This is a genomic window from Corynebacterium evansiae (assembly GCF_027570065.1).
GTDB lineage: Bacteria > Actinomycetota > Actinomycetes > Mycobacteriales > Mycobacteriaceae > Corynebacterium > Corynebacterium evansiae.
The window spans coordinates 66499-84638 of sequence record NZ_JAKMUT010000002.1 but is presented as its reverse complement, the minus strand read 5'-3'; the positions used below and the strand labels follow the sequence as shown (position 1 = coordinate 84638).

17 protein-coding genes and 1 tRNA gene are annotated in these 18140 nt (G+C 63.9%); 10 read left to right on the top strand and 8 right to left on the bottom strand.

Going from position 1 to position 18140, the window contains the following annotated elements; genetic code table 11:
- Positions 1-78 precede the first annotated feature (78 nt).
- Positions 79-2889 carry an aconitate hydratase gene (locus L8V00_RS02345; protein WP_269944124.1) on the bottom strand — a complete coding sequence of 937 codons (2811 nt, stop codon included), beginning with the start codon at positions 2887-2889 and terminating at the stop codon, positions 79-81.
- Positions 2890-3114: 225 nt separating this feature from the next.
- Between L8V00_RS02345 and L8V00_RS02340 the strand changes: the two genes are divergently transcribed.
- Complete coding sequence (locus tag L8V00_RS02340; protein ID WP_035003927.1) at positions 3115-3642, top strand: Rv1476 family membrane protein; 528 nt, start codon at positions 3115-3117, stop codon at positions 3640-3642.
- 401 nt (positions 3643-4043) lie between these two features.
- Positions 4044-5894 (top strand): DIP1281 family NlpC/P60 protein, encoded by a 1851-nt coding sequence (locus tag L8V00_RS02335; RefSeq protein WP_269944123.1) that lies wholly within the window; start codon positions 4044-4046, stop codon positions 5892-5894.
- 4 nt (positions 5895-5898) lie between these two features.
- Here the strand turns inward: L8V00_RS02335 and L8V00_RS02330 are convergent, their stop codons facing one another.
- The gene (locus tag L8V00_RS02330; RefSeq protein WP_035012320.1) at positions 5899-6675 is read right to left on the bottom strand and encodes a hypothetical protein; all 777 of its coding nucleotides are present in this window, start codon (positions 6673-6675) and stop codon (positions 5899-5901) included.
- Positions 6676-6700: 25 nt separating this feature from the next.
- Here L8V00_RS02330 and L8V00_RS02325 point away from each other — a divergent pair, with 25 nt between their 5' ends.
- From L8V00_RS02325 to L8V00_RS02315, 3 genes are read left to right on the top strand one after another with little or no spacing between them, the layout of a single operon-like run.
- Positions 6701-7531: a DUF3097 domain-containing protein gene (locus tag L8V00_RS02325; protein WP_269944122.1), complete on the top strand. Its 831-nt coding sequence runs from the start codon at positions 6701-6703 to the stop codon at positions 7529-7531.
- 22 nt (positions 7532-7553) lie between these two features.
- Entirely contained in the window at positions 7554-7994 is a 441-nt protein-coding gene (locus tag L8V00_RS02320) for an NfeD family protein (RefSeq protein ID WP_035003935.1), read from the top strand.
- 13 nt (positions 7995-8007) lie between these two features.
- On the top strand, positions 8008-9135 hold the full coding sequence (locus tag L8V00_RS02315; RefSeq protein WP_035003937.1) for an SPFH domain-containing protein: 1128 nt from the start codon (positions 8008-8010) through the stop codon (positions 9133-9135).
- On the opposite strand, the gene L8V00_RS02310 is transcribed toward L8V00_RS02315, so the two are convergent.
- The 3 genes from L8V00_RS02310 to L8V00_RS02300 all read right to left on the bottom strand — a co-directional run bounded on the left by L8V00_RS02310 (position 9132) and on the right by L8V00_RS02300 (position 10552).
- Positions 9132-9752 carry a hypothetical protein gene (locus L8V00_RS02310; protein WP_005294724.1) on the bottom strand — a complete coding sequence of 207 codons (621 nt, stop codon included), beginning with the start codon at positions 9750-9752 and terminating at the stop codon, positions 9132-9134. The two genes, L8V00_RS02315 and L8V00_RS02310, sit on opposite strands and share 4 nt — an antisense overlap.
- Positions 9753-9754: 2 nt before the next feature.
- Positions 9755-10381 carry a TVP38/TMEM64 family protein gene (locus tag L8V00_RS02305; RefSeq protein ID WP_269944121.1) on the bottom strand — a complete coding sequence of 209 codons (627 nt, stop codon included), beginning with the start codon at positions 10379-10381 and terminating at the stop codon, positions 9755-9757.
- 85 nt (positions 10382-10466) lie between these two features.
- Positions 10467-10552 (bottom strand) — tRNA-Leu (locus tag L8V00_RS02300).
- Positions 10553-10703: 151 nt separating this feature from the next.
- Here L8V00_RS02300 and L8V00_RS02295 point away from each other — a divergent pair.
- A complete protein-coding gene (locus tag L8V00_RS02295; protein WP_035003939.1) occupies positions 10704-11261 on the top strand; it encodes a YbhB/YbcL family Raf kinase inhibitor-like protein in 558 nt (185 codons plus the stop codon).
- 1 nt (position 11262) lies between these two features.
- Here L8V00_RS02295 and L8V00_RS02290 read toward each other — a convergent pair whose 3' ends face one another.
- Positions 11263-12366 (bottom strand): quinone-dependent dihydroorotate dehydrogenase, encoded by a 1104-nt coding sequence (locus tag L8V00_RS02290; RefSeq protein ID WP_269944120.1) that lies wholly within the window; start codon positions 12364-12366, stop codon positions 11263-11265.
- A 13-nt stretch (positions 12367-12379) separates the two neighbouring features.
- The gene (locus tag L8V00_RS02285; protein WP_269944119.1) at positions 12380-13501 is read right to left on the bottom strand and encodes a YncE family protein; all 1122 of its coding nucleotides are present in this window, start codon (positions 13499-13501) and stop codon (positions 12380-12382) included.
- 70 nt (positions 13502-13571) lie between these two features.
- Between L8V00_RS02285 and L8V00_RS02280 the strand changes: the two genes are divergently transcribed.
- Genes L8V00_RS02280 through L8V00_RS02270 form a run of 3 tightly spaced genes read left to right on the top strand, consistent with a single transcriptional unit; the run spans position 13572 to position 16204 of the window.
- Positions 13572-14444, top strand: a complete 873-nt coding sequence (locus L8V00_RS02280; protein ID WP_035003944.1) for an undecaprenyl-diphosphate phosphatase — start codon at positions 13572-13574, stop codon at positions 14442-14444.
- Positions 14445-14455: 11 nt separating this feature from the next.
- Positions 14456-15703, top strand: coding sequence for a cysteine--1-D-myo-inosityl 2-amino-2-deoxy-alpha-D-glucopyranoside ligase (gene mshC, locus L8V00_RS02275; RefSeq protein ID WP_269944118.1), 1248 nt, complete (start codon positions 14456-14458; stop codon positions 15701-15703).
- 24 nt (positions 15704-15727) lie between these two features.
- Positions 15728-16204 carry a hypothetical protein gene (locus L8V00_RS02270; protein ID WP_070487483.1) on the top strand — a complete coding sequence of 159 codons (477 nt, stop codon included), beginning with the start codon at positions 15728-15730 and terminating at the stop codon, positions 16202-16204.
- Here L8V00_RS02270 and L8V00_RS02265 read toward each other — a convergent pair.
- Positions 16201-17046, bottom strand: coding sequence for a thioesterase family protein (locus tag L8V00_RS02265; RefSeq protein WP_035003951.1), 846 nt, complete (start codon positions 17044-17046; stop codon positions 16201-16203). The genes L8V00_RS02270 and L8V00_RS02265 overlap by 4 nt on opposite strands.
- 92 nt (positions 17047-17138) lie before the next feature.
- Between L8V00_RS02265 and L8V00_RS02260 the strand changes: the two genes are divergently transcribed.
- Complete coding sequence (locus L8V00_RS02260) at positions 17139-18137, top strand: phosphoribosyl-ATP diphosphatase (RefSeq protein WP_035003953.1); 999 nt, start codon at positions 17139-17141, stop codon at positions 18135-18137.
- The last annotated feature ends 3 nt before the right edge of the window (positions 18138-18140 follow it).

Sequence of the window (18140 nt, the reverse complement as noted above, 5' to 3'; positions counted from 1 at the left end):
GGTGACCCGCGCTTCTCTCCCCTTAGGGGAAGAGGGCGCCGGTCACCGCCTCATGCCAGGCTTATAAGGAGTTATTCCTTACTTGCCGGACATCATGTTGCGCAGAACGAACTGCAGGATGCCGCCGTTGCGGTAGTAGTCTGCCTCACCGGGGGTATCGATGCGGGTCACGGCGTCGAACTCAATCTTCTCGCCGTTCTCCTTGGTGGCAGTTACCTTGACGGTCTTCGGGGTGGAGCCGTTGTTGAGCTCCTCGATGCCCTCGATGTCGAAGGTCTCGGTGCCCTCGATGCCCAGGGACTTCCAGGACTCGCCCTCCGGGAACTGCAGCGGGACAACGCCCATGCCGATCAGGTTGGAGCGGTGGATACGCTCGAAGGACTCGGCGATGACGGCCTTCACGCCCAGCAGCAGGGTGCCCTTAGCAGCCCAGTCGCGGGAGGAGCCGGTGCCGTACTCCTTACCACCCAGAACGACCAGCGGAGTGTTCTCCTTCTGGTAGTTCATAGCAGCGTCGTAGATGAAGGACTGCGGGCCGCCCTCCTGGGTGAAGTCGCGGGTGTAGCCACCGGAAACACCGTCGAGCAGCTGGTTCTGCAGGCGGATGTTAGCGAAGGTACCGCGAACCATGACCTCGTGGTTACCACGACGTGCGCCCAGGGAGTTGTAGTCCTTGCGCTCCACACCGTTTGCATCCAGGTACTGAGCAGCCGGGGTGCCCGGCTTAATGGTGGAAGCAGGGGAGATGTGGTCGGTGGTCACGGAGTCGCCCAGCAGAGCCAGGACGCGAGCGCCCTTGACGTCATTGACAGCCTCCGGCTCCTTGCTCATACCGTCGAAGTACGGAGCCTTGCGGATGTAGGTGGACTTCGGATCCCAGTCGAAGGTCTTGCCGGAAGGAACCTCCAGGGAGCGCCAGCGCTCGTCGCCCTCGAAGACGTTTGCGTAGTCCTCGGCGTACAGGTCCTTGGTGATGGAGGAAGCGATAACTTCCTCGATGTCCTCGGTGGACGGCCAGATGTCCTTCAGGAAGACATCGTTGCCATCCTGGTCCTGGCCCAGCGGCTGGTTCTCGAAGTCGAAGTCCATCGTGCCGGCGATCGCGTAGGCGATAACCAGGATCGGGGAGGCCAAGTAGTTCATCTTGACGTCCGGGTTGATGCGCCCCTCGAAGTTACGGTTACCGGACAGGACAGCGGTGGCGGCCAGGTCGCCCTCGTTGATGCCTGCGGAGATCTCCTCCGGCAGCGGACCAGAGTTACCGATACAGGTGGTGCAGCCGTAGCCGACCAGGTAGAAGCCCATGGCCTCCAGGTCCTTCCACAGGCCCGCCTTCTCGTAGTAGCCGTTAACAACCTGGGAACCCGGCGCCATGGAGGTCTTAACCCACGGTGCGGACTTCAGACCCTTGGCAGCAGCATTGCGTGCCAGCAGGCCAGCGCCGACCATGACGGACGGGTTGGAGGTGTTGGTGCAAGAGGTGATGGAAGCGATGGCGACCATACCGTGGTCCAGCTCGATGTCCTCGCCGTTGTAGTTGACGGTGACCGGGTTGGACGGGCGGCCCTCTGCGCCTGCAGCTGCGGAAGGAATGTTGCCCTTCGCATCAGCAGCGGATGCCGGGGTGCCGGCAGCCTGGGCAGAAGTGTCCTCGGTAGCCGGACCCTCTGCGTCGAAGTCCGGGGTAGAGGCAGAAGCGTCGGCGTCGACGTAGTTGTGCAGGTCCTTGCGGAACTGTGCCTTGGAGTCGTTCAGCTCGATGCGGTCCTGCGGACGCTTCGGGCCAGCGATGGAAGGAACGACGGTGGACAGATCCAGCTCGAGGTACTCGGAGTACTCGACTTCCTTCTCCGGGTCCAGCCACATGCCCTGTGCCTTGGCGTAAGCCTCGACGCGGTCCAGGGTCTCCTGGTCGCGGCCGGTCAGCTCCAGGTACTTCACGGTCTCTTCGTCGATCGGGAACATAGCCGCGGTGGAGCCGAACTCCGGAGACATGTTGCCGATGGTTGCGCGGTTGGCCAGCGGCAGCTCGCCAACGCCCTTGCCGTAGAACTCGACGAACTTGCCGACCACGCCGTGCTGGCGCAGCATGTCGGTGATGGTCAGAACGACGTCGGTGGCGGTAACGCTAGCCGGGATCTCGCCGGTCAGCTTGAAGCCAACGACGCGCGGGATCAGCATGGAGATCGGCTGGCCGAGCATTGCAGCCTCAGCCTCGATGCCGCCGACACCCCAGCCCAGGATGCCCAGGCCGTTTTCCATGGTGGTGTGGGAGTCAGTACCAACACAGGTGTCCGGGTATGCCAGGCCGTTGTTGTCGAAGACGGAGCGGGCCAGGTACTCGATGTTCACCTGGTGGACGATGCCGGTTCCCGGAGGAACAACGCGGAAGTTCTCGAAGGCGCCGGTGCCCCAACGCAGGAACTTGTAGCGCTCGTCGTTGCGCTGGTACTCGATCTCGACGTTCTTCTCCAGAGCGTCGGCGTTACCAAATGCCTCGATGATCACGGAGTGGTCGATGACCATCTCAGCCGGGTTCAGCGGGTTAACGTCGTCTGCGTTGCCGCCCAGGGCAACCACGGCGTCACGAATGGTAGCCAGGTCAACGATGCAGGCCACGCCGGTGAAGTCCTGCATGATAACGCGGGCCGGGGTGAACTGGATCTCGAAGTTGGGCTCTGCGGAAGGATCCCAGTTGGCGATGGCCTCGATGTGCTCGCGAGTGATGTTCTTGCCATCCTCGTTGCGCAGCAGGTTCTCGCCGAGAACCTTCAGGGAGTAGGGAAGCTTCTCCATTCCCGGCACAGCATCCAGCGCGAAGTAGTCATAGGACTTCTCGCCGACCTGCAGAGTGCTCTTGGAATCGAAGGAGTTGATGCTTTCAGCCACAGTGAGCTCCTTTAATCTCTTCTCTTAGTCGAAATGTCGTCGTCGATGTGGTCGCCGCCACGCACGGGACAGCCGCCCGCGGCGGAGGCTCTGCTTACCATTGTGGCAGCATTCTTGCCGCGACGTCACTAAAAATTTTAACAGTACGATTGTCCTGCTGCGAATCCTGCGAGTTTAAGCGTGTCGCCGATACCCCCACCCCTCTTTCGGTGCTAAAAACATCCCATGACCGATACGCCTAACCCCGCCCCTTCGGACGACGTTGCGCAGCTCATTGCCTCTCTTAATGACGCCCCAGTCTTCGTCGCCGAAGATTTCCCAACCGAGGTGGAGTCTGGATCGGCCGGCCTATCCAAGAGCCTCAACGATGTGGTTGAGGCGACCGAGAGGGGAGAGTCGGCGTCCAAAATAGGCACCCTAAAGATCGGCTACATCAACCAGGACGGGGAGCGCCACAACAGTCTGCGCGACGTGGCGCAGAAAGTGCTGGACGGCACGGACGCGGACACGGTGATCCTGAAGTCCCCGAGCCAGGCGACGGCAGTGTCGGAGAATCTGTCGCGCTATGCCATCGAATCGAACTACAAGGTTCTCTCTGGCGCCAACAGTCATCCGGAGGTGACACAGGAGTTCCTCAACCAGGCGGCGGGGTACGAAACTCCCACAGGCCTGGCCAACGTGGGAGTGTTCCTAGCAGTGGCCGTGGCGGCCGTAATCGCTTCGTTATCAAAGCCGTGGACCAAGCAGAAATAGGTAACGGTTTAAAATAGTCAAGCCTGGGGGATTGACTAACCTTAAGGGTGAATCTAGAAAAACGGGGGCTTTCTACAGGTAGTGCAATACGACACGCCTACACGCTCATAAATGTGACATAAATCACACTTGTAACTTTTCCGTTACTATTCGCAGGTCAAGGCAATTGCCGTTACTTATGTGACTAGTGCGATTCATGGGATTCATGGTGAAAAAGTTTACGGCCTTGACTCGTGTGCTCTAGGGTTCCCAGTGTCAACTTTTGAAACGAGTTGATCTCGAAGTGATTTTTGAGAGTCACCCGACGGGACCTGTACTGATCGCATGGGGAAGTGCGGCCAGCTGGACCGAGGGTTTCGCTCGCTTCAAAGCCAGTTGTATAAACACCAGGAGAATCGATCGTGACACCACGACCACAAAGCCGTAAGCGAACGGTGTTGGCCGTCGCAGTGACCGCCGGAGTGACGCTGCAGTCGACGACTATGGTCGCCCAGGCCGACGACAAGCGCACCGTTGAAAGCTTCCTGGCCGACCTCGTCGGCCAGGTTTCTCGCGCCAAGTCCCAGGTCTCCGAGATGGAGACGCTCATGGGATCGCTGCGAGAAGATGCCAACAAGGCCCGCGTCGACCTCGTCAACAGCCAGTCCGCCGCCCAAACGGCCCAGGACAAGGTCGTGGACGCACGCGGACGCCTCAAGGATTCCGACACCGAGGTAACCAAGGCACAGTCGAAGCTGAACGACATCGCGCGTTCCGCCTACGCCCAGGGCGGCGACGCCTCCGCCGTGAACCTGGCTGCCGGCGGCAGCGACGCAGTTGGTGACACGCTCGATCGCTCCTCCTACATCGACGCAGCCTCCAAGAAGCAGAAGGACGAGGTCGACCGCCTCGACCTGGCGCGTACCCAGAACGCCAACGAGGAGTCCTCGCTACGCGACTCCCGCGATAAGGCGAACTCCGCCGTCGACGACGCGGTAAGCAAGTACAACACCGCGCGCGACACCCTGAACAACTCCCAGAAGACCCTCACCGAGAAGCAGAAGGAATACAAGCGCCTGCTCGATGAGAAGTCAAAGGCGGAGAAGGCGCTCCGCGAGGCTCGCGCCGCCGTGGAGACCTTCACCAACACCCACCCGGAGGCTTCTAGCTGGGACAAGCGCAAGGTCGCCGAGAAGGCAGCCGAGAACGCGGGAGCCAAGGTCGAGAAGGCCGATGAAAAGGCGGAGGAGACTCAGTCCACTGAGGACTCCACCGAGAACACCGAGAACACTGAAAACACAGAGAACACTGAGGACGCTCAGCCGGCCGCGGCTAACGAGACCACTGAGACCACTGAGACCACTGAGACCACCGAGTCCGACCAGTCCGACGAGTCCCCGGCACAGGGCTCCCTCGGCAACCCGGCAGGTCTGCCGGAGCTCCCGGCAGAGCTGCAGTCCTCCTACGATCTGAACGCCAGCGGCGATGACCAGCGCCAGGCAGCCCTCGACGGCCTGCGCAAGGCCGGCGAGTCCGCACTGATGGCTGGCTTCACCACCGCACTGTCCGGCAACCCGGATGGTGCCGTGGCTGCCGCCGCGCGTGCGGGCCGCGAAACCGCAGGCCAGGAGTATGACCGCGCCATGGGCGGCGGCACCAGCACCGCACCGGCGGCGCAGGAGACCCCCACGGCTCCGGAAACCGAGGAAGCAACCGAAGCTCAGGAGACCCCTGAAACTCGAGAGACTCCCGAAACTCCGGACGAGGCCGTTACTCCGGAGACCCGGGAGACCCCTGAAAACCCAGCTGAGGCCATCGCCGATGCACTGGACCCGAGTAGCCCCGATACCTCCGGCACCGCCGAGGAGAAGATCGAGCGCGTCATTAAGCGCGCCGAAAGCCAGCTGGGCCTGCCCTACGCATGGGGCGGCGGTAACTTCCACGGCCCGACCAAGGGCATCCGCGACGGCGGTGTAGCCGACGCGCACGGCGACTACAACAAGGTCGGCTTCGACTGCTCCGGCCTGATGATGTACGCCTTTTACGGCGTGGGCATCGAGCTACAGCACTACTCCGGCTACCAGTACACGGCCGGCAAGCAGGTTCCTTCCTCGCAAGCCAAGCGTGGCGACATGCTGTTCTGGCCGGGCCACGTCGCCCTGTACCTGGGCGATGGCAAGATGATCGAGGCCCCGCAGTCCGGCGATGTCGTCAAGATCTCCGACGTGCGCTGGGGCGGCATGCAGCCCATGGCAGTCCGCATGATCGAGTGATGATCTAACGCAGTAGCTCCCGCTGCGCATAATCCACAGCCACCATCCGGGCGGTTCTTACCGCCCGGAGCATTGGCATTAGATGGGGGTCCAGGCTCGCACCCACCTCGGAGCGCTTAGTGACCTCCACAATCGCCGCCACCTGATCGGCCCTGGCCATCAGCTTGGCGGCGCGACTGGGCACTCCCGGCGGCATCCCGGGCAGTCCAAAGGCATCGTTCAGTGCCCCCACCGCCAGCTCGGCGCGTTGAAACGCCGCCCCACCTCTCGGCACGTGCCCCGCGTTCCGCACCATCCTCGTTGCATTATCCGCAGCCTCACGCAGCAGCTGATCCGCCTCGCCCGGCGAGTAGACCGGCAGCGGCGGAACCGGGCCCTCCACCTGATCCCACGACCAGCTGACCAGGTGGGCGTCAATAACACGAGGGCTAAGCACGTGACTGACCAAGGGGTCGCGGTCGGCAAGGATTAGTGACGCCCCCTCCGGGCCGACCGGCAACACGGTCGCGTCGCCGGGGCCGGAGAGTGCCAGTTGGATCAGGGGACGTTCGTCCAACCCGACTGGCGCCTCGTCCGCCACGGAGCGGATCTGGCCGAGCATCTCCACGAGTCCGCCGCCGTCGGGCTCCAGGCGGTGGTGCTTGCCCTGGGTGGCGTGGAAGGCGTCGATTACTTCATCCGCCCCGATAAGCCCGTGCAGCCACCAGGCCAGCCACAGGGAGGTGTTCTGCACGGGCGACCAGAGTTGCGCCCCAAGCCACGTCGGTACCGGATCAGTCATTTTTCCTAGCCTAAGCTGGTTGCCCATGAGCTTCAATTACGGTGACATCATGAAGGGTCATTCCCGCAACCAGAAACCCAGCATTCCGCGCGTCGCGCCGGAGCTGGGCATGGTGGTGGAGGTCATTGCCGACGACTTCGTCGGCGCCGTGGTGGGCGGAGAGAAGACTGCCGACGGCGATTTCATTCGCCTGGAGGATCGCTACGGAAAAACGCGCCTGTTCAAGCTTCGCGAGGGCGCATTTCTACTTGAGGGCAAGCCTATTACCTTGACTCGTTATGTAGATCCCAGGATGCTGCCACCGAAGCAGCGCAACTCCAACTCAGGCTCGCGCCGCGTAGAAAACGTACAAGCGAAGGTCGCGGCGCCCTCCCGCATTTGGGTGGAAGGCATTCACGATGCCGCAATTGTCGAACAAGTCTGGGGGCATGACTTGCGCGTGGAAGGCGTGGTCGTCGAGTACCTGGAGGGCCTCGACAATCTGCCGGAGCGGCTCGCCGAGTTCCAGCCCTCCGCGACCCGCCGTGTGGGCGTGCTCGCGGACCACCTCGTCGAGGGAACGAAAGAGGCGCGTTTGACCGCATCCTTAGGCCCACACGTGATGGTCACCGGCCACCCGTACATCGACATCTGGGAGGCCGTGAAGCCGCAAAGCGTTGGCATCCGCGCGTGGCCGAAGATCCCGCGCGGCATCGATTGGAAAACAGGCGTGTGCCAAGAGCTCGGCTGGGGCAGCCCGCAGGACGGCTGGCGCCGGGTAGCGTCCGCATCCAAGACCTTCCGCGATCTGGACTCCACTTTGATTGGTGCGGTGGAAAGGTTGATCGATTTCGTTACTGTCCCACCGGAGTACTGAACCACCAACTAGGATCCTGACTATGGGTCCGATCATTTGGTTAATCGCGGCAGGAGTGCTGGCTCTCGGCGAGCTCCTGGTAGCGGACATGTCCTTGCTCATGCTCAGCGCGGCCGCGTTGATTACCGCCGGAGTTTCGCTGGCGGATATTCCGGTGTGGGCGGAGATTGTGGTTTTCGGCGTGGCTTCGCTAGCGACCACCCTGGCGATCCGGCCCATCCTACGGAAACGCTTCCTGCAGACGACTCCGACGCGCACGTTTGACTACGCCGAGCTGACCGGCAAGACCGCTGAGGTAGTAGAGGCTGTCACCGACGATGTGCAAAGCGGTGGCATGGTGCGCATCGCCGGCGAGCTGTGGTCAGCCCGCTCGGCAAACTTGGGGGATACTTACCCCCAAGGAGAGTCCGTGCAAGTGATAGACATCGACGGCACGACGGCGGTCGTGTGGCGAAACAATTAGAAGGGCTTAAAACATGAGCTTCACAATTTTCTTGGTGGTCTTACTGGTCATCATTGCGACGATCATCATCAAGATGGTCGCCCTCATCCCGCAGGGTGAGGCGGCAGTCATCGAACGCTTGGGTACGTACACCCGCACTGTTTCTGGCGGCCTGACGATCCTCGTTCCGTTCGTCGACCGTATCCGCGACAAGGTCGATACCCGTGAGCAGGTCGTGAGCTTCCCGCCCCAGGCCGTGATCACGCAGGATAACCTGACCGTCGCCATCGATACGGTGGTTACCTTCCAGATCAACGATCCGGCCCGCGCCATCTACGGCGTGAACAACTACATCGTCGGCGTGGAGCAGATTTCCGTCGCCACGCTGCGCGATGTGGTTGGTGGTATGACGCTGGAGGAGACCCTGACTTCCCGTGAGGTCATCAACCGCCGCCTGCGCGGCGAGTTGGACGCGGCCACCACCAAGTGGGGCCTGCGCATCTCCCGCGTGGAGCTGAAGGCCATCGATCCGCCGGCATCCATCCAGCAGTCGATGGAGATGCAGATGAAGGCGGACCGCGAGAAGCGCGCCATGATTCTTACCGCCGAGGGTCGCCGTGAGTCGGACATCAAGACCGCCGAGGGTGAGAAGCAGGCCCGCATCCTGGCCGCCGAGGGTGAAAAGCACGCGCACATCCTGGCCGCAGAGGCCGAGCGCCAGGCAGCCATCCTGCGCGCGGAGGGTACCCGCGCTGCCCGCTACCTGGAGGCCCAGGGTGAGGCCAAGGCCATCCAGAAGGTCAACGCGGCCATCAAGTCCGCCCAGGTCACGCCAGAGGTGCTGGCCTACCAGTACCTGGAGAAGCTGCCGGAGATGGCGAAGGGCTCTGCCAACAAGACCTGGATGATCCCAATGCAGTTCGGCGACTCCCTGGAGCAGTTCGCCAAGGCCCTGGCCAAGAAGGACGACGAGGGAGTATTCCGTTACGAGCCGAAGCCGGTGGACGATGCCACTCGCGAGCAGGCCAACGAGTCGAGCTCCGAGGATTGGTTCAACACCGCCTCCTCACCCGAGATCGCCGAGGCAGTTGCCGCCGCCAACGCCGTGGCGAACAAGCCCGTCGACGAAGCGGCGCTTGATAATCCCTACAACGAACGCTAGTTCTTTAGCTCGTCTGCCCTGGCCAGCATGTGCACGGCCAGGGTCCAGCCGGCCTGCTCCGCATGCCAGCCCGCTGCGGCCAGCCGCTGGCTCATCGCCTGCTTGCTGATGCCCACAATCTCCGCCGCCTCGGCCTGCAAGTGCCCAGCGCGCAGCAGGGCAGTGGCCTCGCGGCCCTCCTTTGTGCGCCGCGCCAGCACGTGGGCCAGCAGGGTGAAGGCCGCCGCGATGTCCTGGGCAACTTCGGCCGCCCGCCCCGGGGCGATCACACCGCCCGGGCCTGGCTTTTCAATCCGCACCGATACCGCACCCGCACGCTGCGAGCGGGTCACCGCACGGGTGGCTGCACCGATGGTCTCTTCCACGGACGACGGGGCGTCACCATCAACCTCCGCAACCACCGAGCCAATGCCGAGCGCGAAGTCACCCGCCTGCAGCAAAGACATCACCAGACCGCCGGCCTCGTCGGGGCCTGGCGCGATGCAGACGAAGTCCTCGATGCCCTTCATCTCCACGGACTCGACCATCGAGGATCGCTCCAGCGCCGCCGCGACGTCGCGGACGTACTCTCCACGGCGTTGCGAACGGCCCCGGTAAGCGGCATACACGGCAAACATGTTTATAAACCTACTTCATTGGCTTTGCGCAGCTGGCGCCAGAGTCGAATCTCGTTAGCGGCGAGCGCGAATCCGGTGCACACCACCACAACGCTGAGTAGCAAGATCCACGGCTGACCGCCCGTTGCGAGCGCGTCGGAGGCCATGGCCGTGGCGATGGTGTTCGGCGCGGAACCCACGATTGTGGCCAGCACATAGGGCACAAACGGGATGCGGCTCAGCCCACAGGCGTAGTTCAGCAGCGAAAAGGGTATGGCCGGAACCATGCGCAGCCCCAGCACGGCGATCCAGCCGCGCTCGGCGATCCTTTCCTGCAGAAACTGGATGCGCTGGGCATCGCGGGTCTTCTTTTCCACCCACTTGCCACCGACGGCATGCACCAGGATCAGCGACAGCGCGGCAGAGGCGCCCACGCCCACCAGCGCCAGCACTGAACCCCACAGGGACCCGAACATCACTCCTGCGGCAATGGTCCAGATGGTGCGGGGGAGCGGCAGCTGGGTGAAGGCGACCAACAGCACCACAAAAGTCAACGGCGCCCACGCGCCCGTGGAGGCCACCCAGGTGCGAATATCCTCGACCGCGGGTTTCGGGACGAAGTAGACGAAAGCGACCAGCAGGATGGGCACGAGGACGCTTAGGAATCGGTACCGCAGCTTTAGCCCCCACCACGCGCTAAAGGCGTGGCCTACAAAGCGTGGGATTTTCATGTTGTGTCCGGAGGGGGACTTGAACCCCCACGTCCGTTAATAGGACACTAGCACCTCAAGCTAGCGCGTCTGCCATTCCGCCACCCGGACTTGGGTTGCGCACACCACGAGAAGTGGTGGCAACTCCCGTCACTTTAATGCCAAGCCAGTGATTTACACAAATACGCAGGTCACAGGGAGTTACTTGTATATGGATAAGCACTTTAGTGCGCTCGTCGAAAGCTTTGACTAGCGTGGTGCTATGTCCGAAAACAATGCACAGCACCAGCCCACTTACATCGATGACCGTTTCCCCGGCCCGGACCCGTACGCGCCGCTGACGGACCTGCCCGCACTGGAGGTCACCAGCGAGACCTTCGCCGACGGCGATCGCCTGCCCGAGGATCAGCTGGGAGGCAACGACGTCTCGCCCCAGCTGAGCTGGTCTAAAGGCCCGGAGGGCACGAAGACTTACGCGGTTACCTGTTTTGATCCGGACGCCCCTACGGCCAGCGGCTTTTGGCACTGGGCCGTCTTTAACATTCCGGCGGACGTAACCTCCCTGCCACTGGGCGCTGGCAACGAGGACCTGAGCGGCCTGCCCGAGGGGGCGGTGGCGCTACGCGGCGACAGCCGTTCCTGGGGCTACTACGGCGCCAACCCGCCGGCTGGCCACGGCCCGCACCGCTACTTGTTCGCCGTCCACGCGGTGGGCGAGGAGCTGGACATCGATGACCGCCAAACCCCGACCGTCCTGGGCTTTAACCTGAATTTCAAGGCGACCGCCCGCGGCATCCTCTGGGGATGGGCAGAAAACTAGTTTAGGCCTCCACCCACGGCAACCCGCTGCCCACGGCCTGCGAGATGTTCTCCAGGCCGTGGGCTTTCAGCTGTGCGGACAGACCCTGGTGGATCTCGCGGATCCAGTCCGGGCCGCCGTAGATGAACGGTGTGTAGCCCTGGATCAGGCTGGCACCAGCGGCGATGCGCTCCCACGCGGCCCGCGGGGAGTCGATTCCGCCCACGCCGATCAAAACCAGCTTCCCGTCGGCGCGGGCCGCCAGGCGGCGCAGCACCTCCAGCGCGCGGGCTGCCACCGGGGCGCCGGAAATTCCGCCCGTGCCCATGGCCTCCACCTCGTGTGCCGGGGTCTTCAGGCCCTCGCGGCTGATGGTGGTGTTCGTGGCGATCAGCCCCGTCACGCCCATCTCGATGGCCAGGTCGCAGACCTTGTCAATGTCCTCATCGCTCAGGTCCGGGGCGATCTTCACGAACAGCGGGCGGGTGCTTTCCTCCTGCACCGCGCGGATGATCGGCCGCAAAGATTCCACCGCCTGCAGATCGCGCAGCCCCGGGGTGTTGGGGGAGGAGACGTTGATAACCAGGTAGTCGGCCACCCCGCCGATGGCTTTCGCGGACTCGCGGTAGTCGCGGTCCGCAATCTCGGCGGCCACCAGCTTGGACTTGCCCAGGTTCGCGCCCACCGGGATGTCCGTGCTGCGCTTCGCCAAGCGCATCGCCGCCGCACGCGACCCCTCATTGTTGAAGCCCATACGGTTGAGGATGGCCTTGTCCTGCGGCAGGCGGAACAAGCGCGGGGTGGGGTTGCCCGGCTGCGCTAGGGCGGTGACGGTGCCGATCTCTGCGAAACCGAATCCTAGCGGGCCCCAGGCGTCGACCTCCTTGGCATCCTTGTCGAATCCCGCGGCTAGGCCGAGCGGACGTGGGAAGGTGAGACCGGCGATCTGCTGGCTCAGCGCGTCATCGTGCACTGCCAGTGCGCCGTCCATCGCGGACAGGGCCGCCCTGGATCCTGCAACCTGCTGCAACCCGCGGGACATCAGCCCGTGGATGCGCTCCGGGCGCAGGGTAAACATCCCCTTCAGCGCCACCTGGTAGGCGCCGTGGCGAATCTTCTTCAGCATTTCTGATCCCCTTTTATTCCTTCTCCGCCGGGTACTCGTCTTCCGGCGTCGTCTGCTTGTCCTTCACCGCGTCGTCCACGCTCTGTGTGCCGTACACACTGACTTTTCCGTCCTCTGTGACCAGCACCAACGCACCATTGGCGGCGTCCAAAACCTCGCGCACCTTGCTCGGAGCCTCGACCTCGGCAACCTTCACAGGCGCGCCGCTGTCGATGAGGAAGGACGTCAGCTTGTTTTCCCCGGCCGAGCTCACCCAGGCCAGCTGGCGCTTCGCATCCCACGCCACGCCCCACGGGGAGGCCTTCGTGGGGATCGCCTGGTGCAGGCGTACGACGTCGTTCATGGTGTAAATAAGCATCTGATCCTGACGCGCGTCGCTGGCAACCACCACGCCGTCGTCGCCGCGCCCGGTGGCCACCTGGCCCACGCCCTGGCCGATGCGCAGGGAGGCGTTCAGAGAACCATCGTCCACGTCCACGTCGTTGATGCTGGTCTGGCCCCGGTCGATGAGCGCAGCGCGCTGCCCGCGGCCATGCGGCTTGACCAGCACGGCTTCGTCTAGGCTCCGGCTCACGATCGCATCGCCGGTCTCGTTGCCGTCCTTGTCGTAGAAGCGCGCCTTGTCCTCGCCCGCCTTGCCCAGCACGGCCTTGCCATTATCCAGGAAGGTCACGGTGGTCACCTTGCCGTCCACGTCCAGGCTGCGGGTCTCCTTGCCGTCCGGGCCCAGTTCGATGGCCTTGTCCTGGCAGGCCACCGCCACGCCCGTCGCGGTAGTGGAGATGTTGTCGCAGGAATCGTCGACATCTACCTGGCTCGGCTCGTCCTTGGGACTGGTGGCGTCAATAAAGTGCACCTTGCCCTTCGTAAGCACCGCAACCAGGTTCGCTCCCGGCGCGTTCTCGTCGGCAGAAAGGCCCACGCGCGCGGCTCCCAGGGTGGATTCCCCCAGCTCGATCTGCTCGCCCAGACCGGACGAATCATCGGGGGAATCCTGCGGCTGCGCGGGCTCACCCGCAACGGGCGCGTTTTCTTCCGGCTCTTCGGATCCACAGGCGGAAAGTGACCCCAGGGCCAGGGCGGCAGCGGCGGTCACGCAGAGGGTTCGGCTAAAGCGATTGACGTGCACATTCACAACTTCTAACGCTACCAGCCCGGCCACGTCACTCTTTCACGACGGGGGAGAAGGACTAGGCTCAATCCCCATGACTACAGATATGACTTGGGCGCAGACGATCATTCTGTCGCTTATCCAGGGTCTGACGGAGTTCCTACCTGTGTCTTCGTCCGGCCACCTGCGCATCTTCTCCACCCTGTTGTGGGGCGAGGATGCCGGCGCGTCGTTCACGGCCGTCATCCAGCTGGGCACAGAGCTGGCGGTGCTGGTGTTCTTCGCCAAGGACATATGGAACATCGCCAGCGCCTGGTGCAAGGGCGTGTGGGAGTGGCTCACCGACCTCACCGGAAAGCACGGCCGCCGCATTCACCGCCAGAGCTTCGACTACCGGATGGGCTGGATGGTCATCGTCGGTACCCTGCCCGTGGCTGTCCTGGGGTACCTGGGCAAGGACCTGATCCGCGACAACCTGCGCAACCTCTGGATCACTGCCACGATGCTGGTGCTGTTCTCCTTCGTCTTCATCCTCGCTGAGCGCATGGGCCGCCACGAGCGCAGCTTCAACCAGCTGACCATGCGCGATTCGGTGATCATGGGCTTCGCGCAGTGCCTGGCGCTCATCCCGGGTGTATCCCGCTCCGGCGGCACGGTCTCGGCTGGCCTGTTCTTGAACCTGGATCGCGAGGTCGCCACCCGTTACTCCTTCCTGCTCGCCATCCCTGCCGTGCTGGCCTCGGGGCTTTTTTCGCTTCCTGACGCCTTTAGCCCCGACGCCGGACAGGCCGCCTCGGGCGCCCAGTTGTTCGTGGGCACCGCAATTGCCTTTGCGGTGGGCTATGCGTCTATCGCCTGGCTGCTGAAGTTCGTTGCCAACCACTCCTTTGCCTGGTTCGCGCTGTGGCGCATCCCGCTGGGCCTGGCGGTCATGGCCCTGCTCGCATTCGGGGTACTGCCAGCCTAGAATCGAAACCCATGCACTCTTGGCCCGAACCGGAAGTCCCACAGCTGCCGGGTGAAGCCCCGCAGCTTCGCCTGTACGACACCGCCGACGACGCAGTTAAGCCCGTCGAGATTCCCGCCGGGGAGGTGGGGATGTACGTCTGCGGCATTACCCCGTACGACTCCACCCACCTGGGCCACGCAGCCACCTACCTGACCTTCGACCTGATCCACCGCTACCTGCGCGCGGGCGGGCACGGCGTGCACTACGTGCAGAACATCACCGACGTGGACGATCCGCTGTTTGAGCGCGCCGAACGGGACGGGGTGGATTGGCAGGATCTGGGCACTAGCCAGATCGACCTGTTCCGCTCCGACATGGAGGACCTGGCGGTCATCCCGCCGCGCGACTACATCGGCGCGATGGAATCCATCGACGAGGTCATCGAGATGGTGGCCAAGCTCCTGGAAGTCGGCGCTGCCTACCAGCTGGAAGGCGACGAGTACCCGGACATCTACGCCGACTACACCTTCCTGCCGCAGTTCGGCTACGAGTCCCGCTACAACGAGGAGCAGATGGCGGAGTTTTTCGCCGAGCGCGGGGGAGACCCGGAGCGCCCCGGCAAGCGGCACCCGCTGGACGCGCTGCTGTGGCGCGCCCACCGCGACGACGAGCCGAAGTGGGAGTCTCCCTTTGGCGCCGGCCGCCCTGGCTGGCACATCGAATGCTCGGCCATTGCCGTCAACCGCCTGGGCGCCCCCTTCGCAATCCAAGGTGGCGGCAGCGACCTGCGCTTTCCGCACCACGAGTTCTCCGCCACCCACGCCGAGGCCGCCCACGGGGTGGACCGCATGGCCCACCACTACGTCCACACCGGCATGATCGGGCTGGACGGCACCAAGATGAGCAAGTCGCTGGGCAACCTCGTCTTCGTCTCCAAGCTCACCGCAGCCGGCCACGAGCCCGCGGCCATCCGCCTGGGCGTGTACGCGGGCCACTATCGGCAGGACCGCGACTGGACCAAGGAAGTGCTGGCTCACGCCGAGCATCGCCTGGCCACCTGGCGGGCGGCCCTGGTCGCAGGCTCCACCACGACCGACAAGGCCCGCGAGCTGGTAGCCACCGTGCGCGGCCACCTGGCCAATGACCTCGACACGGCCGCCGCTCTGGAGGCGCTCGACCACTGGGCCGCGGCCACCAAGGCTGGGGCGGCAGGGGACGAGGCTGCGGCGTCAGAAATAAAAACCGCAATCGATGCGCTGCTGGGCGTGCGACTCTAGCTCACACAGGGCAAACTGTCTCTTATGAGCACCACACAGCTGAGCACAGCCACCACGTCTGCCCGCGAAGAGTTCCTCGACAACCTGCGCCAAATGGCGACAGGCAGCTACCTGCGCGACGAGGATCGCGAGTTTTGGGAGGCCCCGTACCCGGAGTCGGCGGTGGACGACGCACAGGCCATCGTCGACGGCATGCTGCAGGCTGCGCAGTCCGTGGCCGCCAGCAGCGAAGCGGAGCTGAAGAAGATCGCGGCCTCTCTGCACCTGCAGAACACCGAGGAAAGCGCCGACGAGCAGCCCACCGCAACCACCCTCGCGATCACCGCCGTGATCAACCAGCACATCGAAAAGCTCAAGGAGCTCTCCGCCCGCCACGAGGACGCGCTGCTGGAGGACGAGGAGATCAAGGACCTGCTCGCCCTGGTGGAGAAGCTGGCCGTAGACCTGGATGCCGACGATATGTTCGTGACCACCCAGGCCGAGGCCGTCTGCGAGGCCTAGCGCGGGGCCAGCATGATCCCCTGGTTGCAGGTGCCGATGAGCCCCTGCTCGTCGTAGATCCGCGTGACGGTGGTGCCGATGCCGTCGGTGCCGTAGTTGGCCTCCGCGGATAGGCCCAGCCACTCTCCGCGCATCTCGTGGTGCAGGTAGACGGTGGTGTCGACGTTCATGTACGTCCACTTGTCCGTATCCAGCAGGTTGTTCAGGCCGTTGGCGATGTCCACCGTCTTCATCAGGCGCACCCACGTGGAATCTTCCTTACCCTCGACGGCGGGCAGGTCGGTGCGCGACCAGTAGATCGCGGGGTTGCGGGATTCGTCGACGTTCAGGTGGCGCTCGTCCAGGTCGGCACGGCGGGCCTCGATGGAGTTGATGTAACCACTGGCCCAGCGTTCGAGGAAGTCGCTGCCATCCCCGGCGCCGGCCGGGCCAGGCATCGGCTCGCCGACGGTGCGCTCGATCTCCTTTGTATCCCCGCGGCGGATCCACCAGCCGGAGCCGCGGATAAACTCGCGGCCGGATTCGTCGGTGACGATGGCCTCCAGGAAGCTGATGCGCTTTCCGGGGCGCACCACCCGCGCGTGGGTGCGCAGCTCGCTGAGCGGCACAGCGCCCAGGATCTCGACGGTCATTCGGCTAAAACGGCCTTCCTCCAGGGACAGCCCGGCATCGCGCGCGCCGTCTTCCAGCACCGTGGCTACCAGCGCGGCGGGCGGGGAGCCGTGCTGGAAGCCCGGCCCCCAGGGGCTTTCGGTGTGCTGGGTGGGGTGGTAGTTGCGGTAGATCTGGCCTTCCTCCTCCGTGACCTTGCCGGGGACGAAGTATGCCGACTGCTCGCTCATCGTGCTCCTTACTCCTGGGGTGTGTCCTACGTCACTAACTATGACACAGGGGCGCCGGTGGGAAGCGCAATTGACCTAAACTGAACGTCATCATGAAAGCAATACTTTGGGACATGGACGGCACCCTGGTCGATACCGAACCGCTGTGGGGCATCGCAACCTTCGAGATGGGCGAGAAGATGGGGCGCCCGCTGACCGCGGAAGTGCGGGAGAAGACCGTCGGCGCGACCACCCCCACCACCGTTGAGATCTGCGCGGCACATGCGGGGTTGGTTCTTGATGACGCCGCCAAGGCCGAATGGCTGAACTTCATGTACACGCGCGTCGAGGAGCTCCTTGCGGGGCAGCTAGAATTCCGCCCCGGCATTAGGGAGATTCTTTCCGAAGCCAAGGCCGCCGGGTTCCCGATGGCGCTGGTGACAAACACGAACCGTGCCCTGACCGAGGTTTCTCTGAATTCCATTGGCCGCGAATTCTTCGACTTCACCCTGTGCGGCGACGAGGTGCCGAACGGCAAGCCCGCCCCGGATATCTACGCCACCGCCGCCGCGCGCTTTGGTTTCGCCCCCGACGAGTGCCTGGTGGTGGAGGATTCCACCACGGGCATGACCGCCGCCCGCGACGCGGGCTGCCGCGTGCTGGGCGCCCCCACCGACCCGGAGACCGCGATCCCGCAAGGAGTGCGCACCCTGGCTGAACTGCGCGGGGGAGCCCAGGACTTGAGAGGCTACGCATTGGAGGATCTGCGCCGAATTTACGCAGAGCTGGGGCGCACTGCGCCGGCCGATGTGCGATCTGCCACAATGGAAGGCGTGAACGAACAAGAACTCAAGACCTTCGATTCCCTTTTCGCCGAGTTGTCTTCCCGCGCCAAGGAGCGCCCCGAGGGCTCCGGCACGGTCAAGGCTCTGGATGCCGGGGTGCATTTCCAGGGCAAGAAGATCGTCGAAGAGGCCGGCGAGGTGTGGCTGGCCGCGGAGTACGAGTCAGACGAGGAGCTGGCCGAGGAGATCTCCCAACTGCTGTACTGGCTGCAGGTCGTGATGGTTGGCCGTGGCCTGACCCCCGCTGACGTTTACAAGTACCTCTAAACC

Bases quoted from the DNA above. Each gene is read 5' to 3' on its own strand.
- L8V00_RS02340 (WP_035003927.1), top strand. From the start codon at position 3,115: ATGACCGATACGCCTAACCCCGCCCCTTCGGACGACGTTGCGCAGCTC.
- L8V00_RS02330 (WP_035012320.1), bottom strand. From the start codon at position 6,675: ATGACTGATCCGGTACCGACGTGGCTTGGGGCGCAACTCTGGTCGCCC.
- L8V00_RS02325 (WP_269944122.1), top strand. From the start codon at position 6,701: ATGAGCTTCAATTACGGTGACATCATGAAGGGTCATTCCCGCAACCAG.
- L8V00_RS02320 (WP_035003935.1), top strand. From the start codon at position 7,554: ATGGGTCCGATCATTTGGTTAATCGCGGCAGGAGTGCTGGCTCTCGGC.
- L8V00_RS02315 (WP_035003937.1), top strand. From the start codon at position 8,008: ATGAGCTTCACAATTTTCTTGGTGGTCTTACTGGTCATCATTGCGACG.
- L8V00_RS02310 (WP_005294724.1), bottom strand. From the start codon at position 9,752: ATGTTTGCCGTGTATGCCGCTTACCGGGGCCGTTCGCAACGCCGTGGA.
- L8V00_RS02295 (WP_035003939.1), top strand. From the start codon at position 10,704: ATGTCCGAAAACAATGCACAGCACCAGCCCACTTACATCGATGACCGT.
- L8V00_RS02290 (WP_269944120.1), bottom strand. From the start codon at position 12,366: ATGCTGAAGAAGATTCGCCACGGCGCCTACCAGGTGGCGCTGAAGGGG.
- L8V00_RS02280 (WP_035003944.1), top strand. From the start codon at position 13,572: ATGACTACAGATATGACTTGGGCGCAGACGATCATTCTGTCGCTTATC.
- mshC (WP_269944118.1), top strand. From the start codon at position 14,456: ATGCACTCTTGGCCCGAACCGGAAGTCCCACAGCTGCCGGGTGAAGCC.
- L8V00_RS02270 (WP_070487483.1), top strand. From the start codon at position 15,728: ATGAGCACCACACAGCTGAGCACAGCCACCACGTCTGCCCGCGAAGAG.
- L8V00_RS02265 (WP_035003951.1), bottom strand. From the start codon at position 17,046: ATGAGCGAGCAGTCGGCATACTTCGTCCCCGGCAAGGTCACGGAGGAG.
- L8V00_RS02260 (WP_035003953.1), top strand. From the start codon at position 17,139: ATGAAAGCAATACTTTGGGACATGGACGGCACCCTGGTCGATACCGAA.